This window comes from uncultured Caulobacter sp. (genome assembly GCF_947036865.1).
Lineage (GTDB): Bacteria > Pseudomonadota > Alphaproteobacteria > Caulobacterales > Caulobacteraceae > Caulobacter.
In genome coordinates this window covers 368,382-387,534 of sequence record NZ_CAMQSF010000001.1, presented here as the reverse complement: position 1 = coordinate 387,534, position 19,153 = coordinate 368,382, and the positions used below count along the sequence as shown (strand labels likewise).

The 19,153-nt window shown below is 68.1% G+C and carries 17 protein-coding genes; 16 read left to right on the top strand and 1 reads right to left on the bottom strand.

The window, feature by feature from the left end:
- The first annotated feature begins 40 nt into the window (after positions 1–40).
- The 11 genes from Q0V34_RS01835 (at position 41) to Q0V34_RS01785 (ending at position 11,876) form a co-directional block, all read left to right on the top strand.
- On the top strand, positions 41–289 hold the full coding sequence (locus tag Q0V34_RS01835; RefSeq protein WP_297506895.1) for a hypothetical protein: 249 nt from the start codon (positions 41–43) through the stop codon (positions 287–289).
- Positions 290–632: 343 nt separating this feature from the next.
- On the top strand, positions 633–1,400 hold the full coding sequence (locus Q0V34_RS01830) for a FadR/GntR family transcriptional regulator (protein ID WP_297506893.1): 768 nt from the start codon (positions 633–635) through the stop codon (positions 1,398–1,400).
- Positions 1,401–1,643: 243 nt separating this feature from the next.
- A complete protein-coding gene (gene kduI / locus Q0V34_RS01825; RefSeq protein WP_297506891.1) occupies positions 1,644–2,573 on the top strand; it encodes a 5-dehydro-4-deoxy-D-glucuronate isomerase in 930 nt (309 codons plus the stop codon).
- A 14-nt stretch (positions 2,574–2,587) separates the two neighbouring features.
- Positions 2,588–3,787 carry a glycoside hydrolase family 88 protein gene (locus Q0V34_RS01820; protein ID WP_297506889.1) on the top strand — a complete coding sequence of 400 codons (1,200 nt, stop codon included), beginning with the start codon at positions 2,588–2,590 and terminating at the stop codon, positions 3,785–3,787.
- Between the two features lie 28 nt (positions 3,788–3,815).
- Complete coding sequence (locus Q0V34_RS01815; protein ID WP_297506887.1) at positions 3,816–4,571, top strand: FadR/GntR family transcriptional regulator; 756 nt, start codon at positions 3,816–3,818, stop codon at positions 4,569–4,571.
- A gap of 112 nt (positions 4,572–4,683) precedes the next feature.
- Positions 4,684–5,007, top strand: coding sequence for a hypothetical protein (locus Q0V34_RS01810; protein ID WP_297506885.1), 324 nt, complete (start codon positions 4,684–4,686; stop codon positions 5,005–5,007).
- Between the two features lie 54 nt (positions 5,008–5,061).
- Positions 5,062–5,955 carry a LysR substrate-binding domain-containing protein gene (locus tag Q0V34_RS01805; RefSeq protein ID WP_297506883.1) on the top strand — a complete coding sequence of 298 codons (894 nt, stop codon included), beginning with the start codon at positions 5,062–5,064 and terminating at the stop codon, positions 5,953–5,955.
- A 192-nt stretch (positions 5,956–6,147) separates the two neighbouring features.
- The gene (locus Q0V34_RS01800) at positions 6,148–8,328 is read left to right on the top strand and encodes a TonB-dependent receptor (protein WP_297506986.1); all 2,181 of its coding nucleotides are present in this window, start codon (positions 6,148–6,150) and stop codon (positions 8,326–8,328) included.
- 11 nt (positions 8,329–8,339) lie between these two features.
- The gene (locus Q0V34_RS01795; protein WP_297506881.1) at positions 8,340–9,695 is read left to right on the top strand and encodes an MFS transporter; all 1,356 of its coding nucleotides are present in this window, start codon (positions 8,340–8,342) and stop codon (positions 9,693–9,695) included.
- Positions 9,692–10,597, top strand: a complete 906-nt coding sequence (locus Q0V34_RS01790) for a glycerophosphodiester phosphodiesterase family protein (protein ID WP_297506879.1) — start codon at positions 9,692–9,694, stop codon at positions 10,595–10,597. The genes Q0V34_RS01795 and Q0V34_RS01790 overlap by 4 nt, the downstream gene beginning before the upstream one ends.
- A 337-nt stretch (positions 10,598–10,934) precedes the next feature.
- Positions 10,935–11,876, top strand: coding sequence for a helix-turn-helix domain-containing protein (locus Q0V34_RS01785; protein WP_297506877.1), 942 nt, complete (start codon positions 10,935–10,937; stop codon positions 11,874–11,876).
- An 8-nt stretch (positions 11,877–11,884) separates the two neighbouring features.
- Here Q0V34_RS01785 and Q0V34_RS01780 read toward each other — a convergent pair whose 3' ends face one another.
- On the bottom strand, positions 11,885–13,687 hold the full coding sequence (locus tag Q0V34_RS01780; RefSeq protein WP_297506875.1) for a response regulator: 1,803 nt from the start codon (positions 13,685–13,687) through the stop codon (positions 11,885–11,887).
- A gap of 421 nt (positions 13,688–14,108) precedes the next feature.
- On the opposite strand from Q0V34_RS01780, the gene Q0V34_RS01775 reads away from it, so the two are divergent.
- The 5 genes from Q0V34_RS01775 to Q0V34_RS01755 all read left to right on the top strand — a co-directional run bounded on the left by Q0V34_RS01775 (position 14,109) and on the right by Q0V34_RS01755 (position 19,119).
- A complete protein-coding gene (locus tag Q0V34_RS01775; protein WP_297506873.1) occupies positions 14,109–14,417 on the top strand; it encodes a lipid asymmetry maintenance protein MlaB in 309 nt (102 codons plus the stop codon).
- Complete coding sequence (locus tag Q0V34_RS01770) at positions 14,414–14,779, top strand: response regulator (RefSeq protein ID WP_297506870.1); 366 nt, start codon at positions 14,414–14,416, stop codon at positions 14,777–14,779. The genes Q0V34_RS01775 and Q0V34_RS01770 overlap by 4 nt, the downstream gene beginning before the upstream one ends.
- Complete coding sequence (locus Q0V34_RS01765; protein ID WP_297506868.1) at positions 14,776–16,743, top strand: chemotaxis protein CheA; 1,968 nt, start codon at positions 14,776–14,778, stop codon at positions 16,741–16,743. Before Q0V34_RS01770 ends, Q0V34_RS01765 begins: the two co-directional genes overlap by 4 nt.
- A gap of 9 nt (positions 16,744–16,752) precedes the next feature.
- A complete protein-coding gene (locus Q0V34_RS01760) occupies positions 16,753–17,226 on the top strand; it encodes a chemotaxis protein CheW (protein ID WP_297506866.1) in 474 nt (157 codons plus the stop codon).
- A 69-nt stretch (positions 17,227–17,295) separates the two neighbouring features.
- Positions 17,296–19,119 carry a methyl-accepting chemotaxis protein gene (locus tag Q0V34_RS01755; protein ID WP_297506864.1) on the top strand — a complete coding sequence of 608 codons (1,824 nt, stop codon included), beginning with the start codon at positions 17,296–17,298 and terminating at the stop codon, positions 19,117–19,119.
- Positions 19,120–19,153: the final 34 nt, after the last annotated feature.

The window sequence follows — 19,153 nt, the reverse complement described above, 5'->3', positions numbered from 1 at the left end:
GCTTGGAGGGCGTCTCTTCGGCGCCGCCAGGGGAACAGCGATGGCGATCAGCGGAGACTATCCCAGGCCCGTCACGGTCAACGGCTTTTCGTGCAAGAACTGCACGGACGTCGACTATGCCAAGAAGCATATCGATCCGGCCCATCCGAAGGACGGCCCCTATGGCGTCAACGCCAAGGACCACCGCCATGACAAGGGCGTCGGCGGCGGAAACGCCCCAACGGACGCCGCCTCGCGGCGGATCAAGAGCTGGGCGGACCCCGGCGTTCGGGTGGACGTGTTCGTCTAGCGGGCGCCGCGCGTCCAAACCGCGGTCTTGGGCGCTACGATAGGTTCAAAGATTGGTCAGGCCATTTTGTATTGCGTGGCTGGCCAGTTTCGCTAGTGTCGATGGCGCGACGGAACGCGGCCCGAGCCCCGTTTAATCGTCAGATCGTCGACCAGGGCGCTGCGTACCTTGCGCCACCTCCTCCCGGGGCGGACGACGACGGCGGCCGGAGTCCTCCCTCCGGCCGCCTTCCGCCCGGAGGCGGGCATGGTAAGGCCACTTGGGTTCGGGCGCTTGTGACGCGGCCGGACGCGCGCTAGTCCTTGGGCAGGCGCCGACCTGGGCGCTGTGCGCGGCTATCGAGATGACCACCCCTTCGCCGGATTCCGCGAGGCTCTACCAGCAGGTGGCGGCCTCGATCAGCGCCTCGATCGCCGACGGCGTGTTCCAGCCTGGCCAGCGTCTGCCGTCCGAGCGCGACCTGGCCGACGAGTTCGGCGTCAGCCGTCCCACCGTGCGCCGCGCCGTCATCGCCCTGGAGATGCGCGGCCTCTTGGAAGCGCGGCAGGGCTCGGGCGTCTATGTCCGCCTCGACCAGCCGCCGCCGCCGGTCAAGGACCTGGACATCGGGGCCTTCGAGCAGGCCGAGGCGCGCCGCCTGTTCGAGGGCGAGGCCGCCGCCCTGGCCGCCACCCTGATCACCGACGACGAGCTGGCCTATCTCGAAACCCTGGTCACCGAGATGAACAGCGAGGAATCGACCAAGGAGCAGTCCGAGCTGGCGGACCGGCAGTTCCACATCACGATCGCCCAGGCGACGCGCAACAGCGCCGTCGTGCGGATCATCGAGAACACCTGGGACCTACGCTACCGCTCGCGGCTCTGCATGCAGATGCTCGAAAAGGCCCGGCACGTGCGCAAGCGGCCGCTGAAGGACGAGCACGCGGAGATCATCGAGGCCTTGCGGACGCGCGATCCCAAGGCCGCGCGCGGGGCCATGCAGGCGCACCTGGGCGGGTTGATCGAGAACCTGCTGCTGACCGCCGAGCTCGAGGCCATCGAGCGCACGCGCGAGAGTCTCGCCGCCAAGCGCGAGGAGATCGCCCTTCGCGCCGCCAGCGCCGCGAAATAGGGCCGCGCCTCCCCAATCATAATTGGCATGCCCAAAACGGGCCATGATGGTCAGGCCTTTTAGCGCCGGCCACCCATGTTAGCGCGAACATGCTCTGGTCAGTTGAGCTGGGGGCCTTGATTTGGGTCAGCCGAGGGCGCGACGCGCGCTGTCGGTGGTCGAGCCTAGTCCATCGCCGGTTCGCTCTTTACGGCCGCGCGGTCAAATTGGTAATGTCGATTTAGAAACCAAGAAGGGACGGGGATGGACGCGCGCCAAGGAGCCAGCGCCGAGGGAGTCGGCGGCCGGTCGCCGTCCGCGCCGGCGAGCGAGTCGGACTCCCGGCCCGTCGTCCAGATGGCCTATCGCGAGAGCACGGACCGCGCCGGTCTCAGCCGGATGACGGCCCGGGAACTGCGCGAGACCTTCGTCATCGACCGACTCTTCCGGCCAGGCGAGCTGAGCCTCGACTACCTGGAAGTCGAGCGCGCGGTGGTGGGGTCGGCCATGCCGACCGATGCGCCGCTGCTGCTGCCGACCCATCGCGAACTGGCGTCGCGCTTCTTCTGCGAGCGTCGCGAGGTGGGGGTGATCAATATCGGCGGTCCGGGCTGGATCAGCCTGGACGGCGAGCGCTTCGATCTGGCTCGTCACGACAGCCTTTATATCGGCCGCGGCGTCGAGACCGTCGCCTTCGCCAGCAAGGACGCGGCCGCGCCCGCCCGCTACTACTTCGTCAGCTATCCGGCCCACGCCGCCTATCCCAGCCGGCGCATCCGGCGCGACGAGGCCCGGGTGATCTTCGCGGGCGAGGCGGGGGCGGCCAACCGGCGCGTGATCCGCCAGGCCATCCGGCCGGGTCTGGTCGAGACCTGCCAGCTGGTGATGGGCTTCACGGCGCTGGAAGACGGCAATGTCTGGAACACCATGCCGCCCCACACGCACCGACGCCGCAGCGAGATCTACATGTATTTCGACGCCGCGCCCGGTCGCGTGATGCACCTGATGGGCGAGCCGGCCGAACCTCGCGCGGTGTTCATGGACGAGGGCGAGGCGGTGTTTTCGCCCAGCTGGTCGATCCACAGCGGCGTCGGCACCGGCAGTTACAGTTTCGTCTGGTCCATGGGCGGCGAGAACCTCGAGTTCGACGACATGGACGTTCTGGCCGTCTCGGACCTGGGCGCCGAGGGCTGACCGGGAGCGCCCTGTTGAGCTTGAAGATCCTCTTGAACGGGGCTGTCGCCCTCGCGCTTCTGAGCGGGAGCCCCGCCCCGGCGGTCGCCGCGAGCAAGCCCGCCGTCGTCGCCGTGTCGGCCGCCTCCGTCGACGCCGCGGGCCGCAAGGTCGCCGCCTGGCAGCTGACCCACATGGACCGGTTCGACTATGTCCCGGTCTCGGCCTTCCGGAAGGACACCGAGGCGCCGCGCGACTGGATCCAAGCGGCCTTCTATATCGGGCTCTACAGCTTCGCCGACGCGACCCAGGATCCGTATCTGACGGCCGCCGTGCTCAAGCATGGCGAGGCCGAGCAGTGGGGCTTCGACCCGCGCCCGCGTCATGCCGACGCCGACGCGACCGGCGCGGTGTGGGTCTGGGCCGCCGATCGGACGCGCGATCCGAGCAAGCTCGCGCCGATCCGCGCCCGCTTCGACGCCGTGCTGGCGAACCCCTCGACCGTGTCGCTCGATTTCGAACCCAAGCCGGCCAAGGGCGACCCCTACTGCCAGGCCCGCTGGTGCTGGAGCGACGCGATCTTCATGGCCCCGCCGGCCTGGGTGTCGCTGGCCAGGGTCAGCGGCGATCGGCGCTATCTCGACCACGCCGACCGCGAGTTCTGGGCGACCACGGACTATCTCTACGACAAGGCCGACCACCTCTATTTCCGCGACAGCCGCTTCATCAAGCGACGGAGCGAGGCGGGGCGGAAGATCTTCTGGGGCCGCGGCAATGGCTGGGCCTTCGCCGGGATCGCGCGGATCCTGCGGGACCTGCCGGCCAACCATCCCAGCCGGCCGCGCTACGAGGCCATCTTCAAGCAGATGGCGGCCAGGATCGCCCCGCTGCAAGGGCCGGAGGGCTACTGGCCCGTTTCGCTGCTGGAACCGCAGAGGACGCCCGAAACCAGCGGCACGGGCTTCTTCGTCTATGGCCTGGCCTGGGGCGTGAACCACGGCCTGCTGTCGCGCGCCAAGTACGGCCCGGTGATCGACAGGGGCTGGAAGGCGCTGGACGCGGCGATCGAGCCGGACGGACGCCTGGGCTGGGTGCAGCGGGTCGGGGTCGCGCCCGACCAGGTCGGCCGCGACGACACCCAGCTCTATGGCGTCGGCGCCTTCCTTTTGGCCGCGAGCGAGGTGCGGGTCCTGGCGGCTTCCAGCTCGGCTTCCAAAGGTTCCGCTAGGCGCTAAGATGGCGGGGACGAACCCAGGGGACGAAATGGCCGGCGCGCCGGATCCGCAGAAATTGTACCAGCAGGTCGCGCGCTCGATCGCGGCGTCGATCGCCGAGGGGCGGTACGTTCCCGGCGATCGTCTCCCCTCGGAACGAGGGCTGGCCGATTCGTTCGGCGTCAGCCGCCCCACCATCCGCGACGCCATGATCGCGCTCGAGTTCCAGGGTCTGGTCGAGGCGCGGCAGGGGTCTGGCGTCTACGTCACGGCGCGCGCCAAGCCCGAGGACGACGCGACCGAGGCCGAGGTCAGCGCGTTGGAACTGACCGAGGCGCGGCGATTGTTCGAGGGCGAGGCCTGCGCGCTCGCCGCCGCCGCGGTCACCGACGAGCAGGTCGCGGCGCTGGAGCGGATCGCCCGCGAGCTCGCCGACCTGGCCGCCACCGAAGACGGCGAGCGGCTGGAGCACGACTTCCATCTGGCCGTGGCCCACGCGACGCGCAACGCCGCCATCGTCGCGGCGGTCGAGGAGATTTGGGCCCTTCGCCGGCAGTTCCCCGACTGCGCCCATCAGCTGCGCCGCGCCCGCCTGGCCGATCCGGACGCGTTCGCGCGCGATCATCACCGCATCGTCGCGGCCCTGCGCGGCCGCGATCCCAAGGAGGCTCGCCGGGTGATCCACGAGCATCTGAACCGGACGGTGGAGGCCTTGCTGTCGATGACCGAGCGCGATGCTCTGGAGCGCACGCGCCGGGAGATGGCCGAACGCCGCGACGAGCTTCTGAGGCGCACCGCCATCTAGGATCGCTCCAGGACAAGGCTTCGGGGGCGCGATAATTCGTCGCGCAAATCAAGGTCTTGCCGGATCCGCCCCGCGCATGCTGACCTCCCCTTGAGGGAATCAGGGGGTAATGATGTCGGACAAGCTGCCGCCGGCGAGCGTCGAGACGGTGTTGAAGGCGATCTCCGCGGAGATGTCGTTCGCCGCGATCGCGTGCGGGCACCTGGACGTGGCGCTCGGCAAGATCCTGGAACTGGTGCCCGACGAGCATCGCCTGTCGGTGATGCAGGAGCTGCATACGGTCGACATGCTGGCCCAGCACATCACGGCCCTGACCGACTTCACCGGCAACCTGTCGCAACAGCACGGTCAGGGCGTTCTGGAAGTCAACGACGCCTTGGCGGCCATCACCCTCGGCGACGTCGCCGCGCGCCTGCGCGAGTCCATCGCCTCCTGATAGAGGCCGCGCGCGCATGGACCCGCCGAGGCGGGACGTGATAGCTACGCGCCCATGCGCAAGCGCCTGCCGCCGCTGATCTCCATCGAGGCGTTTGTCGTCGTCGCCCGGCTGATGAGCATTTCTCGGGCTGCGGACGAGCTCAATATCAGCAAGTCGGCGGTCAGCCGGCGCGTTCAGGCGCTGGAGGCGGACCTTGGCCAGGCGCTGCTCAACCGAGGCCGCAGCGGCGTCAGCCTGACCAATGCCGGCAAGGCCTATTTCAGCGTCACCGGCCCGGCCTTCGAAGCGCTGCACGACGCCGCCGAGATCGTCGCCTCGGCCGACCGGCGCCGAACCCTGAAGGTGGCGGTGCCGGAGTCGTTCGCCTCGGTCTGGCTGCTGCCGCGGCTGTCGAAATTCTACGCCGCCAATTCCGACATCGAGCTGCAGCTGGACAGCGTGGGCTATTACGACCAGCTCGACCTGAAGGACGTCGACGTGGTCATCCGGGTCAGCAAGGGCCAGCCGACCGCGAACCACGCCGAGAAGTTCATGGCCTTGAGCCAATTCCCGGTCGCCAGCCCCGACCTGCTGAACCGGTCGCCGATCCGATCCCTGGAAGACCTTTCGCGCCACAAGCAGATCGTCCTGTCGACGATGAAGGACGCCTGGAGCGACTGGCTCTCCCATGTCGGCGGCGGCGACATCAAGCCCTCCAAGGTTCTCCAGTTCGACACGATGAGCCTCGTCATGCGGGCCGCGGCCAACGGCCTGGGCGTGGCCCTCGTCTTCGGCGAGCTGTGCGAGGCGGAGCTGAATTCCGGCGCCCTGGTCGCGCCGTTCGCCGAACGGATCGTCGGCGTTCGGTCGCTGGACTTCGTCTGCCGCAAGCAGGACGTCTCCCGCAGGACCGTCCGCCGGTTCCGCAACTGGCTGATCACGGAGGCCGCCGCCAAGACCTCCTGACGGCGGGGTCGTCCGGCGAGGTGTTGATCTGGACGCAACAGCCGGTGCGGAGAATGCGCCCGCCTGTCACGGCCAGATGTGTATACCGCCACAAAATGAGTTCAGCATTCGCTCGGGCTCATTTCTGTGGAGGGCGGGATGCTTGGGCGGAATATCTTCAGTTTACTGACGAGCAGCGGTCTCGTGACCGTGATGATCTTGGCGACCGGGTCTTCCGCTCGCGCGGCCGAGCAGCGGGCCGCCGATCAGAACGCCCTGACCGAAGTCATCGTGACCGCCCAGAAGGTGGAGCAGAAGGCCCGCGACGTGCCGCTGTCGATCGTCACCTTCGGCCAGACCTATTTCCAGAACACCCGCACCACGACCTTCGAGGATCTCGCCCGCGCGACCCCGGGCCTGATGGTCAATGAGTCCGTCGGCGCCAGCTACACCAATGTCGCCATTCGCGGCATCGGCTCCGACGCGCTCAATTCCGGGGTCGAGCCCAGCGTCGGCGTGTTCATCGACGGCGTCTATCAGTCGCGGCCGGCGTCCCTGGCCGTGGACCTGACGGACGTGGAGCGGGTGGAGGTCCTGCGCGGTCCTCAGGGCGCCCTCTACGGCAAGAACACCGACGCCGGGGCGATCAACATCATCACGCGCCGCCCGTCCTCGACCTTCGAAGCCGACGCCCGCGCCTATGTCGGCAATTTCGGGACCACGAATGTCCAAGCCGGGTTCGGCGGCCCGATCACCGACAAGATCGGCTTCCGGCTGAGCGGCTACAGCGACGCGCGCGACGGCTATATCAAGAACACCCTGCCGGCGAACGACGGCAATTCGTTCCGCCGTTACGGCCTGCGCGGACGCGTCGACGGCGTCGTCGCGCCCGGTCTCGATCTGAGCTTCAAGGTCGCTTACGACTCCCACGACTCCAGCGTCATAAACTACGGGCTGCTGAAGCTCTCGCCGACCCTCGGCTATCTGGGCTCGCTGTTCGGCGTCAGCTTTCCGACAGACATCTATCAGCGCCAAGCGACCGCCAATTTCCGGCCGCACGAACGGCTCGAGCAGTTCCGCACCAGCCTGACGGGCGTCTACGACCTGGGCGGCGGCGTGTCCCTGACCTCGATCACCGCCTTTCAGCGGTTCAAGGACGACAACATCACCGACGTCGACTACATCCCGCTCGACCTGCTGGACGGGGGCGCGGTCACCAAGCAGAAGCAGTATTCGCAGGAAGTCCGGATCGCCAGCGACCCGCGCGCTCGGGTCTCGTGGCTGGCGGGCGCGTTCCTGTACCGCCAGGACCAGAACAATCGCGGCTTCAACACGGTCCGCAAGGACCTGACGACGGTGACGGGCGGCGCCTTCCCCAGGGGCGCTCAGGATCTGGAGATCACCCGCACCCGCACCAGCGCGGCGGCGCTGTTCGGCCAGGCCGCAGTGCGGATCGACGATCGCCTGACCGCCACCGTGGGTTTGCGCTGGGACAGCCAGTCCAACCGCCACAACCGCTTTCAGCCGCAGGGCGTGACCATTCCGAACCTGGGCCAATTCACGGTCAGCAAGTCCGAGGACAAGGTCTCTGGCTCGGCGAGCCTCCGCTATGCGCTGGACGAACGGACGAACGTCTACGCCACCGTCAGCCGCGGCTATAAGGGCGGCGGCTATAACGGCTTCGGGGTTCCCAGTGTCGCGGCCGTCGGCTTCCGGCCGGAGCAGGCCACCAACTACGAGGTCGGGCTGAAGGGCGACGCGTTCGAGCGCCGGCTGTCGTTCGACGTGGCGGTGTTCCACATGGTGGTCAAGGACCAGCAGGTCTCGAACTTCGACGGCGCCAACTTCATCGTCGGCAACGCGGCCCAGGCCACGACGGAAGGCGTCGAGTTGAACGCCGCGGCCGCGCCGACCGCGGGCCTGCTGCTCAATCTGGCCCTCAGCTATGACGAGGCGACCTACGACCAGTACGCCGGCGCGCCGTGCACCGCGGCCCAGGCCGCCGCGACGACGGGAACCTGCGTCCAGAACCTCGCCGGGCGGGTGATCCCCAACGCGCCGAAACTGCACGGCGCGCTCTCGGCCCAGTACGAGACCGAGATCCCCGCCCTGAACGTTCGGGCCTTCGCCCGCGTCGACTACGCCTACTTCTCCGAGCAGTATCTACAGACCGCCCACGCCCCCGAGACGCTCCAGAGGGGCTATGGCGTGCTCAACGGGCGGGTCGGGCTGAAGGTCTCGTCCGGCCGTTGGGGCGTCTATCTGACCGGCGCGAACCTCGCCAACACCAAGTACCTGCGCAACGCCTACGACTTCCCGCTGTTCAGCGGGGCCTATCTGGCGGCCCCCGGCCAGCCCAGGACCTACGGCGTCGAACTCCAGGCGAAGTTCTAGGGATGACGACGATGGACGGCGCTTCGCGGCGCATCTCGGCCGGACGGCTGCTCGCCTATGCCGGTCCGGCGCTGCCGGTGGCCATGGCCCTCTATGCGGTCAGCGTGGTGCTGCCGGGCCTCCTGACCGAAACCGGCCGCATCTCGCCGGCCGAGCTGGGTCTGGTGCTGCTGCTTACCCGGGTGGCGGACGTCGGCTTCGACATCGCGGTCGGGGCCGCGTCGGACGCCACCCCGGGCCGGTTCGGCGGTCGCAAGGCCTGGATCGCCGTCGGCGGGGCGGTGTTCGCCGCCAGCTATCTGGCGCTCACCGATCCGCCCCGGCTGGTCAGCGGGCTGTGGCTGTTCCTGGCCCTGATCGGCTTCTATCTCGGGTGGTCGATGATCGTGGTGCCGCACAACGCCTGGGGCAGCGAACTGGCCGGCGGCTACAACGAGCGTTCCAGGCTGTTCGCCTATCGGGTCGGCGCGGGCTATGCGGGCAGCCTGCTCTTCGCGGTGACGCCCCTGGCCCCGATCTTCGCGACCCACGCCTTCACCGCCGAGACCCTACGCGCGACCGGCTGGATCGTCGCCGGACTGGTGGCGGCCTCGACCCTGGCCTGTGTCGCCCTGGCGCCGTCCAGCCGGCCGCGAAGCGCGGCGCCGTTCCGGCCGGCGGCGTTGCTCGACGTGCTGCGCCGCAACCGGCCGTTCCAGCTCTACGCGGCGATCTCGGTGCTGAACGGCCTGTCGAACGGCATGTTCATCGCCGTCGTGTTCCTCTACCAGACCCGATATCTGCGGCTGGCGGACTTCGCCTGGCTATCCCTGGTCGTCTATATCGGGGCCAATCTCCTGGCCCTGCCGTTGTGGCAGGCCGTGATGGCCCGCCTGGGCAAGACGCGGGCCTGGGGCCTGGGCCTGGCGCTCGCCGGCGCCGTCTATCCGCCGATGGCCGTTTTGACGCCCGGGCCCGGCGCCTTGCCCTGGTCGCTGCTGATCTTCGCCGTCGCCGGCGCGGCCTTCTCGGTCTCCAACGTGGCGACGCCCGCCGTGCTGGGCGACATCGTCGACTACGAGCGGCTCAGGTCCGGCCGACAGCTGACCGGCCCGCTGTTCGCCGTGCAGTCCCTGCTGGACAAGTTCAACTCGGCCATCGGCGGCGGCGCGGCCTTCCTGCTGATCGGCGCCTTCGGCTATTCCGCCAGCGGTCCCCTGACCCCGATGGCGGTCACCGGCCTGCAGCTTTCGCATCTGTTCATTCCGACCCTGCTGAACTTCGTGGCGCTGGTCCTGCTGTGGCGGTTCCCGCTGACCGCGCGCCGACAACAAACCATAGCCCGCCGGCTGGCCCGGTCGGCCCCGTCTCCGGGAAGCGTCGCATGACCACGCCCTCTTCGACCTCCAGCCAGGTTCCGCTCATCGCCGGCGCCTGCGGCTGCGGCAGCTGGCCGCCCAACAACGCCAAGGCGGCCGGCTTCGCCGTCGCCACGCCCGGCGTCGACGGGGTGGAGATCGACGTCCACCTGACCGCCGACGGCGAGATCGTCACCCACCACGACTACCGTCTTCGCTCGGATTCCGCCCGCCTCGCGGGCCAGTGGATCGAGGAGCCTGGCCCCAAGATCCGCGACCTGACGCTGGAGCAGCTGCGCGCCTATGATCTGGGCCGAGCCAAGCCGGGCTCGAAGGCGGCGACCGACTATCCGTTCCGGGAGCAGTGGGACGGCTCCGCCCTGTCGACCCTGGACGAGGTCATCGACGTTCTGGCCGCGGCGCCGGGGCCGCGCCCGTCCAGGCTTTACGTGGAGATCAAGACCGATCCCACCCAACCGGAAGAATCCTCCGACCCCGATCGCCTCACGCGGGCGGTCATCGCCCGCCTGGCGGCCAAGGGCTGGACCGCCCACAGCAAGATCATCGCCTTCGATTGGAGCGTCCTGCGGCAGGTCGCCTTGCTGGCGCCGGGGCTCGACACCGCGCACCTGGTGGTGCCGAAGGTTCTGGAGCCGCAGGTTCGCCGCGACGCCCAGGGGCATTCGCCCTGGAACGACGGCCATGATCCCTTGCTCCACGACGGCTCGCTGGGTCGGGCGGCGGCCGCGCATGGCGCCCGTCAGCTGTCCATCTATTTCAAGGACATCGACGCCGACGTTGTCGCCGACGCGCGCGCGGCGGGGCTGACCGTCGCGGCCTGGGGTTTGACCGAAGCCGCCGACATCCGCGCCATGCTCGCGCTCGGCGTCTCGAGCGTCACCGCCTTGGGGCCCTATTGGGGGCGCGGCTAGAGCCGCTCTGGTTTCGAGGGGGCCCTCCAGGCCAGAAACAGGCTCCAGAAGCTTGGACATCGCTGGCGAGCGGCCCTCGGCGCGGACCAGTCGGTCGAAGGCGGGGGGATCACCCAGTCTTTGAGGGGATCAAAGGGGCAATTATCGCGCGCGCTCTCCCAATCATTCTGACGTTCGTGCAACAACTATTCCAGCGTTATCTGAAACAGCTGCCGTATATGTAAAAATAGGACAGCTTTGTGCTGAGTTGACTGGCATATCGACTTCCTGACTTCACAGACTCTCTTTTAGATTGCGTGCACCGTATGGGCGATTAGACCACGGTGCTCGAAAGCCTTTGCTGCCGTGGCGTCGCGATTTTTCGAGCAACTGGGATGAAGGTTTTAGTTGCGGCGTTCCGGAAATGAATAAAATGGTGCCTCCGCCCGGTTTGTCGATGAGGTTCTATGCCTCTTCGGACAGGTTGAGGCGCTTCGTGTCGGGATTTTTCATATCGGATATCTCTGATGGAGCTAGAATAGAGGATCTATTCCTCCCGATCTCGCCGACAATAAACTTTATCACGCCCCAGTCCTTCTGGCGGCTGAGGATTGGCGCCTCCAGCGAGCGGGCGATCCCCGCCGCCAGCATCTTCGGCATCGCCACCGAGCCGTTCCGCGTCAGCTACGGGCCCTGCAAGTCGATCTTCGCGAGCCTGACCCTCGCCGGTTGGGCGGCGATCTGCGCGGGGCGCGCCGACCGATACGCCAACCGGGTCACCAGCGCGGCGACGGTCCTGCGCTGGGATCCGTCGCCGATCCTGGAGATGATGGACGCGCAGGCCGATGACGAAGAGGTCGTCGCGCTTCTGGACGGCCAGCTCTCGTCCTTGATCCGCCCGCACGAGCGCTTCGGTCCGTTCGTCGACGAGGTCGAGCGCCGTCTCGATCAAGGCCTGTCCTGTACCGCCGAGGACCTGGCCGCCGTGACGGGAATGACCCCCCGGAACGCGACGCGCGTGTTCAATAGCGCGATCGGCCTGGGCGCTCGCGTTCTCCATCGGCGGCGACGCTTCATCATCGCGCTATGGGACATCATTCAAGGCGTGGACATCTCCGAAGTCGTCGGACGGCACGGCTATTTTGACGGCTCACACCTCTACAAGGATGCTCAGGAGTTCCTGGGCATGGGCGTCTACGACTACATCAAGGGCGAGGTTCCGTTCATCGAGATCATGCGAACCATGCCCCGGGGCGCGCAGGCGGTGTGGCCGGACGCGGCGCGCCGTCGCCTGGCTTGAGCCGCGCCTCACGCGGAAAGAAGGACCGCTATACCCTCGAACAGAGCCGCGGCGGTGATCGGCTTTTCCAGATGCAGATCGGCCCCGGCCTCGGCGCTCCGGCGCGCATGGTCCTCGCCGACATTCGCCGTCAGCATGATGACCGGGCAGCGCGGCAGCCCCGCATCGTGCTCATGCCGACGTATCTCCCTCACCGCCGTGAGGCCGTCCATGACGGGCATCTGGACGTCCATCAGAATGAGGTCCGGCGGCCCGGCGCGGTAGGCGACGAGCGCCTCCTGCCCGTTGACGGCGCCCACGGTGAGCGCCTGGCCGGCCAGCATCAGGTCGATGATCCGCCGGTTCGCCTCGTGATCGTCCACCACCAGGATCTTCGCGGGCCGGGGCGCGGGATCGGCGGCGCGCGCGGGCGCCGGGTCGCGGCGCGGCAGCGCCAGATCGAACCAGAACGCGGCGCCGCGGCCCGGACTGCCGTCGCAATCCAGCGCGCCGCCCATGGATTGGATGAGATCCCTCGCGATGGAAAGTCCCAGGCCCAGACCCCCGAAGCGTCGGGTCGAGGATTCATCGGCCTGGGTGAAGCGCTCGAGGATGGCGCTCTTCTGGGCCGCGCTGAACCCGATCCCCGTGTCGGAGACGACGAAGCGGACGCGCTCGTCCGCCCGCGCCTCGACGCTCAATCGAACCTCGCCCTCTTCGGTGAACTTCAAGGCGTTGGTCAGAAGGATCGTCAGCGCGCGCCCCAGCCGCCGCTCGTCGCCGATCACCACCGCGTCGAGATCGGACGCCAGGTCCAAATCCACCTTGATGTTGGACGGCGCGGCCAAGGCGGCCTCGCCGATCACCGCGCGAGACAGGTCGCCGAGCTGGAACGGCTGGCGCGCGGCCGAGCCCCGCGTTTCCTCGCCCTCGGCCACCTGCAGGAGGTCGGCGAACAGGCGGTGCAAGGTCGAGCTGGCCGCGCGGATGATCGAGACCATCTCCTGTCCCGCCGCGGACAGCTCCAGCCGGCCAAGCATGTCGGCGCACGCCACCAGCCCGTTCAGCGGCGTCCGCACCTCGTGGCTCATGTTCGTCAGGAACCGCGCCTTCGCCGTGTTCGCCGCCTGGGCGGCTTGCAGGGCCTGGGAGAGCTCCTGCTCATGCCGCAGACGTTCGGCCGCGTCGATCGCCATGGACACGAGGTGGCGCTCGCCCTCGTCGTCGAACGTCAGATAGGAGCGGATGTCGAAAGCGCCGCCACCGTACGCCTGGGGTATGGCGACCGCCTCGTTCAGGCGGGTCTCGCCACCGCGAATCTGCTCGTCGCTGGCCGGGGTCAAGCGTTGGGCGAGATCCGCCCCGAGCGCCTCTTGGATATCGCGGCCCAGCACCTCCTCGGCGTCCAGGCCGAAGGCCGCCTCGGCGGCGGGATTCCACAGGATGACCTGGTTGTTGCGCAGCGACTTGGCCAGAAGCGGCGAGGGCAGGGCGCTGATCACCGACGTCATCAGCGCGCTCGCCTCGGCGGCCTCGGTGACGTCGCTGGACACCGCCAGCAGTTCGCCCGGCAAACCCGGGATGGGCGCGATCAGGGTCTCGCGATAGATGCGCGTCCCATCCGCCGCGCGCTCGGATGTTCGAAAGCGCACCGATCGCCCGGTGCGCGCGCGTTCCAGGGCGCGTTCGGCGGAGGCGCGGTTCTCGTCGCGCCACAGCTCGCGCCAATGAACCCGCTGAGCCGAAGTCTCCGCGCCGCCGGCGTCCGGAACATCTTGAGCGATGACCCGCCCGTCCGCCGCGAGCCGCCAAATTCGGTCGGGCCGCGTCACGCCCTCGTCGCCCTTTTGCGGGTTGGAACCTGGGAAAGGCGAGAGCGGAGTCGTCACGACGTCGAGGGCCTCATGGGTGTTATCGGCCTGAATACCGGCAGGAAACTTATCATCTCCTCAAGTGTCTAGGCGTCGCTCGTCCTATTTTTACATGCTCCGCACATCCTTAAGGCGGGTACGTGGGCGGCGAATTCATCCCGCCCGCCCCGGCTCCTCATATTCAGAAGCCGTCGAAAAGCCGAAAGGATAGCTCTGATGAAGAGCGATATCCGATAACGCCGATATTTATATATATAGTGTCCTTATTTTACGTCCGCATTGAGGTAAAGATCGAGATTAACTAATCCGAAATGGTCAATAGCCCCAGGATGAACTTGCTAAAGGCAAGCTCTCTATCAAGAGTAATGCGGGGGCGGTCGGTATGACTACTGTATTTCTGCCTGAAGACTGCCAGTTGCCTCATGTCGCTCAGATCAAGGATCAGATCCTCGCGGCTTGGTCCGGGGGCGAGTCACTGTTGATCGACGTGTCGCGTGTTCGCGAAGTCGACGTTGCTTCAATCCAGCTCTTGGAAGCCGCGCGCCGGGAGGCGAGCCAAGGTGGACGTTCCCTGACGATCCGCGGGTTGGCCGAGAGCGCTTTCCCGGCGGTGCTTGAACGGGGCGGTTTCCTCGATCCCGCCCAATCCGGCGCTCAGGCCGCTTGGCTTTCCGAAGGTGAGGTCCAATGACCAATATTCTGACCGTGGACGACTCGGCCAGCATCCGCGCGGCCATCAAGATCGCCCTGACCAGCGAGGGCTATGGCGTCGCCGAGGCGCGGGACGGACAGGAGGGCGTGGCCCAGGCCGACGCCGGCGACTTCCAGCTGATCATCACCGATCTGAACATGCCGGTGATGGACGGCCTGACCATGATCAGAACCCTGCGGACCAAGCCCAAGCACGCCGGCGTTCCAATCATCTTCCTGACCACAGAGTCCGACGCCGACATCAAGGCGCAGGCCAAGGCGGCGGGCGCGACGGGTTGGCTGACCAAGCCGTTCCAGCCCGAACAACTGGTCGGCGTGGTCAGGAAGGTCCTGGCGCGATGAGCGACCAGGACCCGATCGAGACCTTCCGCCTGGAGGCCCGAGAGCTGCTGGAGCAGATCGAAACCGATCTGCTGACCCTCGCCGACGACGCGGCCGATCGCGAGACGATCGACTCGGTGTTCAGGGGGCTGCACACCCTGAAGGGCTCGGGCGCCATGTTCGGCTTCGACGATCTGGCGGCCTTCACCCATCACTGCGAGACCGCCTTCGATCGGGTGCGCAAGGGCCAGGCGCCGGCTTCCCCCGCCCTGATCTCCGCGGTCCTGGCCGCCCGAGACCACATGAGAGCGCTGGCCGAGGGCCTGGCGTTCGATCCCGGCGTCGAGGCGAGGCTGCTGGAGGATCTGCGGCGCTCCGTCGAGGGCGCCGAGACCGCGCCGCCGGCCCCGGCCGCGCCGCCCGCCGCCAAGTCCTGGCGCGTGCGCTTCGCCCTGCCGGCCGACGCCCTCGTCAACGGCGTGCGGCCCCTGCCGCTGCTCGACGAGTTCCGGGCCCTGGGCCCCTGCCTGGTCAAGGCGATCACCGACAAGGTGCCGCCGCTGAGCGAACTGACGCCGACCGCGTGCCATCTGGCCTGGGAGGTCGTGGTGACCACCGCCGAGCCGCGCTCGGTCATCGAGGACATCTTCATCTTCGTCGCCGACGACATGGAGCTGGAGATCGCCGAGATCGACGAGCCCGCGTCCGCGAAACTTGTCGAGGCCGCCGAGGCCGCCGAGGCCGCGGAGACCGCCGCGCCCAAGGCCGCCAACGACGCCGCGCCTGGCGACGCCAAGGGCGGAGCGAACCGCAACTTCGAAACCGTCCGCGTTCCGGCCGAACGGCTCGACGAGCTGATGGACCGGGTGGGCGAGCTGGTGATCGCCCAGTCGCGGCTCAAGCAGATCGCGGCGACGAGCGCCGACGTGGCCCTGCGCGCCGTGGCCGAGGAGATCGAGCGCCTGGCCTCTGAAATGCGCGAGACGATGATGATCGTCCGCATGGTGCCGATCTCGCAGCTGTTCGGCCGCTTCAAGCGCCTGATCCACGACCTGGCGCGCGACACCGGCAAGCAGATCGTCTTCACGACCGAGGGCGAGACCACCGAACTCGACAAGACGGTCATCGAGCGTCTGGCCGACCCGCTGGTTCACCTGATCCGCAACGCCGCCGACCACGGCCTGGAGCCGCCCGAGCAGCGCGAGGCGGTCGGCAAGTCCCGCGAGGGGACGGTGCATCTGTCGGCGCGCCAGGCCGGCGCCGAGGTGATCATCACCATCGCCGACGACGGCCGCGGGGTTGATCGCGCCCGCGTCCGCGCCAAGGCCGAGGAAAACGGCCTTATCACGCCCGGCCAGGCGCTGAGCGACACCGAGCTGCTGCAGCTGATCTTCGCGCCGGGCTTCTCGACCGCCGCCGCCGTCACCAACCTCTCGGGGCGCGGCGTCGGCATGGACGTCGTCAAGAAGACCATCGAGGGCCTGGGCGGCTCGATCGCCCTGACCAGCGAGATGGGTCGCGGCGCGACGATCTCGCTGCGCATCCCGCTGACCCTGGCCATCATAGACGGCCTGCTCGTCCGGGTCGGCCAAGGCCGCTACATCATCCCGCTGGCCAGCGTCGACGAATGCGTCGAGCTGTCGCCCGCCCAGGACACCCGCTCGACGGCGCGCAGCTTCATCACCCTGCGCGATAGGCTGGTGCCGTTCCTGCGGCTGCGCGAGCTGTTCGCCGTCGCCGACGCCGCGGACCGCCATCAGAAGATCGTCGTCGTCTCGACCAGCGAGGAGCGGGTCGGCCTGGTCGTCGATCAGATCCTGGGCGACCACCAGACGGTCATCAAGCCCCTGTCGGACTTCCACGCAAGCATCGGGGCCTTCTCCGGCGCCACGATCCTCGGCGACGGCGGCGTGGCCCTGATCCTGGAAGTGCCGTCTCTGGTCAGCCTTGGCCAGAGCGACGCGCCGCGAGCCCTGGCCGGGTAGGGGGTAAGGATGGACAGCCACACCATACAGGCCCTCACCTTCGATCTTCGCGGCGAGACCTTCGCGCTGGAGGCGACGCTGGTGCGCGAGGTGCTCGACCTGATGGCCGAGACCACCGTCCCCGGAGCGCCGCCGTTCGTCGACGCGGTGATCAATTTCCGCGGACGGGTCATCCCGCTGATCGATCTTCGGACCGCCTTCGACCTGCCGCGCGGCGAGCCCACCGTCGACGCCCGGATCATCGTCATCGAGCACCCGGTCAACGGCGAGCCGACCTTGCTGGGTCTGCGCGCCGACAAGGTCCACGAGGTGACCACCATCGAGGAGGACACCACCGAGGCGGTCCCCCGCGTGGGCCTGCGCTGGCGGTCGGACTTCATTCGAAAGCTGGCGCGACGGGACGGCGATCTGATCGTCCTGCCCGACCTCGACCGCATTTTCTCGGCTCGGGGCGCGTCCCACGCGGCCGTCGCTCAAGCCTAGTTCCTCGTCGGCCCCGCCGACGATCTTATCAGTGCAGCGGCCTCGCCGCGATCAGCCCGGGGGGGCGACATGAGACTGACGATCAAGGTGAAGCTGATCGGCGCCTTCGCCGTGCTCATCGCGATGATGGCCTTGGTGGTGTTCATGGGCGTGACGCGCATGTCGCAGCTGAACACCGCGATTTCCGACCTGATCAACGGCCCCGCGGCCCGCCTCAGCCTCGCCCAGCAGATCGACGGCGACGTCGGTCGTCTGCTGCGCAAGGAAAAGAACATGATCCTCGCCGCCGACGCCGACGATAAGGCCAAGTACGACGCCGAGATCAACGAACTGACGCCGAAGGTCGAAGCCGACATCCAGACCGGCGTCGCCAAGGCCACCGCCGAGGGCAAGCCCGCCTGGGAGGCCATCGCGCGCAACTTCACGGCGTTCAAGGCCGTCAACGCCGAGGTGCGCGAACTGGCGCTGGCCAATAGGCAAGCCCAGGCCGCCGAGCTGTCCTTGAAGCGCTCGTCGGCGATCGCGCGCGAGCTGACCGCCAGCGTCGACAAGCTGATCAAGCTGAACAAGGACCGCATGGCCAAGGCCGATGCGGACACCGACACGCTCTACTACGCCGCCCGCACGACGCTGCTGGTGACCGCGGCGATCGCCCTGCTCGTCGCCATCGCTGGCGCGGTGTGGATTTCGATGATCATCAACAGGGGCCTTAGGCAGATCAGCCTGGCCATGGAGGCCGTGGCGATCGGCGATCTCCAGCAGGAGGTCAAGGCGACCAGCGATGACGAGATCAAGGATCTGATCGACACCCTCAACCGGATGATCGGCAATCTCCGCGATACCGCCAGCCTCGCGGACAAGGTCGCCGACGGCGACCTGACCGTGCGCCCCAAACCCCTGTCCGATCGCGACACCCTGGGCCTGGCGCTGGAGCGGATGGTCGAACGGCTGCGCGGGATCGTCGCCGACGCCATCGCCGCCTCGGAGAACGTCTCCGCGGGCAGCCAGGAACTGTCCTCGACCTCGGAGCAGATGAGCCAGGGCGCCAGCGAACAGGCCTCGGCCGCCGAGCAGGCCAGCGCTTCGATGGAGGAGATGGCCGCCAACATCAAGCAGAACGCCGACAACGCCGCCCAGACCGAGAAGATCGCGCGCCAGTCGGCGATGGAGGCCGAGGCGTCCGGCGAGGCGGTCAACAAGGCCGTCGACGCCATGCGCACCATCGCCGAGCGCATCACCATCGTCCAGGAGATCGCCCGACAGACCGACCTGCTGGCCCTGAACGCGGCCGTCGAGGCCGCCCGGGCCGGCGAGCACGGCAAGGGCTTCGCGGTGGTCGCCTCGGAGGTCCGCAAGCTGGCCGAACGCAGCCAGACGGCCGCTGCCGAGATCAGCAACGTCTCGAGCGACACCGTCAAGGCGGCCCAGTCGGCCGGCGAGATGCTGACCAACCTGGTGCCGAATATCCGCAGGACCGCCGAACTGGTCTCCGAGATCAGCGCCGCCTGCCGCGAGCAGGACATCGGCGCGGGCCAGATCAACGAGGCCATCCAGCAGCTCGACAAGGTGACCCAGCAGAACGCCTCGGCCTCCGAGGAGATGTCGGCGACGTCCGAGGAACTGGCCGCCCAGGCCGAGGAGCTGCAGGCCTCGATCACCTACTTCCGCACCGAGGCCGGCGGCGTTCGCGCCCGGCCGGCCCCGGTCTCCGCCTCCGTCACCCGGTTGCCGACGCGCCCGCCCCAAACGACGGCCAAGCCGGCGGCCAAGGCTCCGGCCCGTCGCGCCGCGCCGCGCGCCGTAGCCGCCCAGCAGGCCCTGGCCAAAGGCTTCGCCCTGGATCTGAGCCAGGGCGGGCCTGACGCGGCGGACCGCGACTTCACCGAATACTGATCTTCGCCGAGCCGGTTCGCTCCGACCCTCCGAA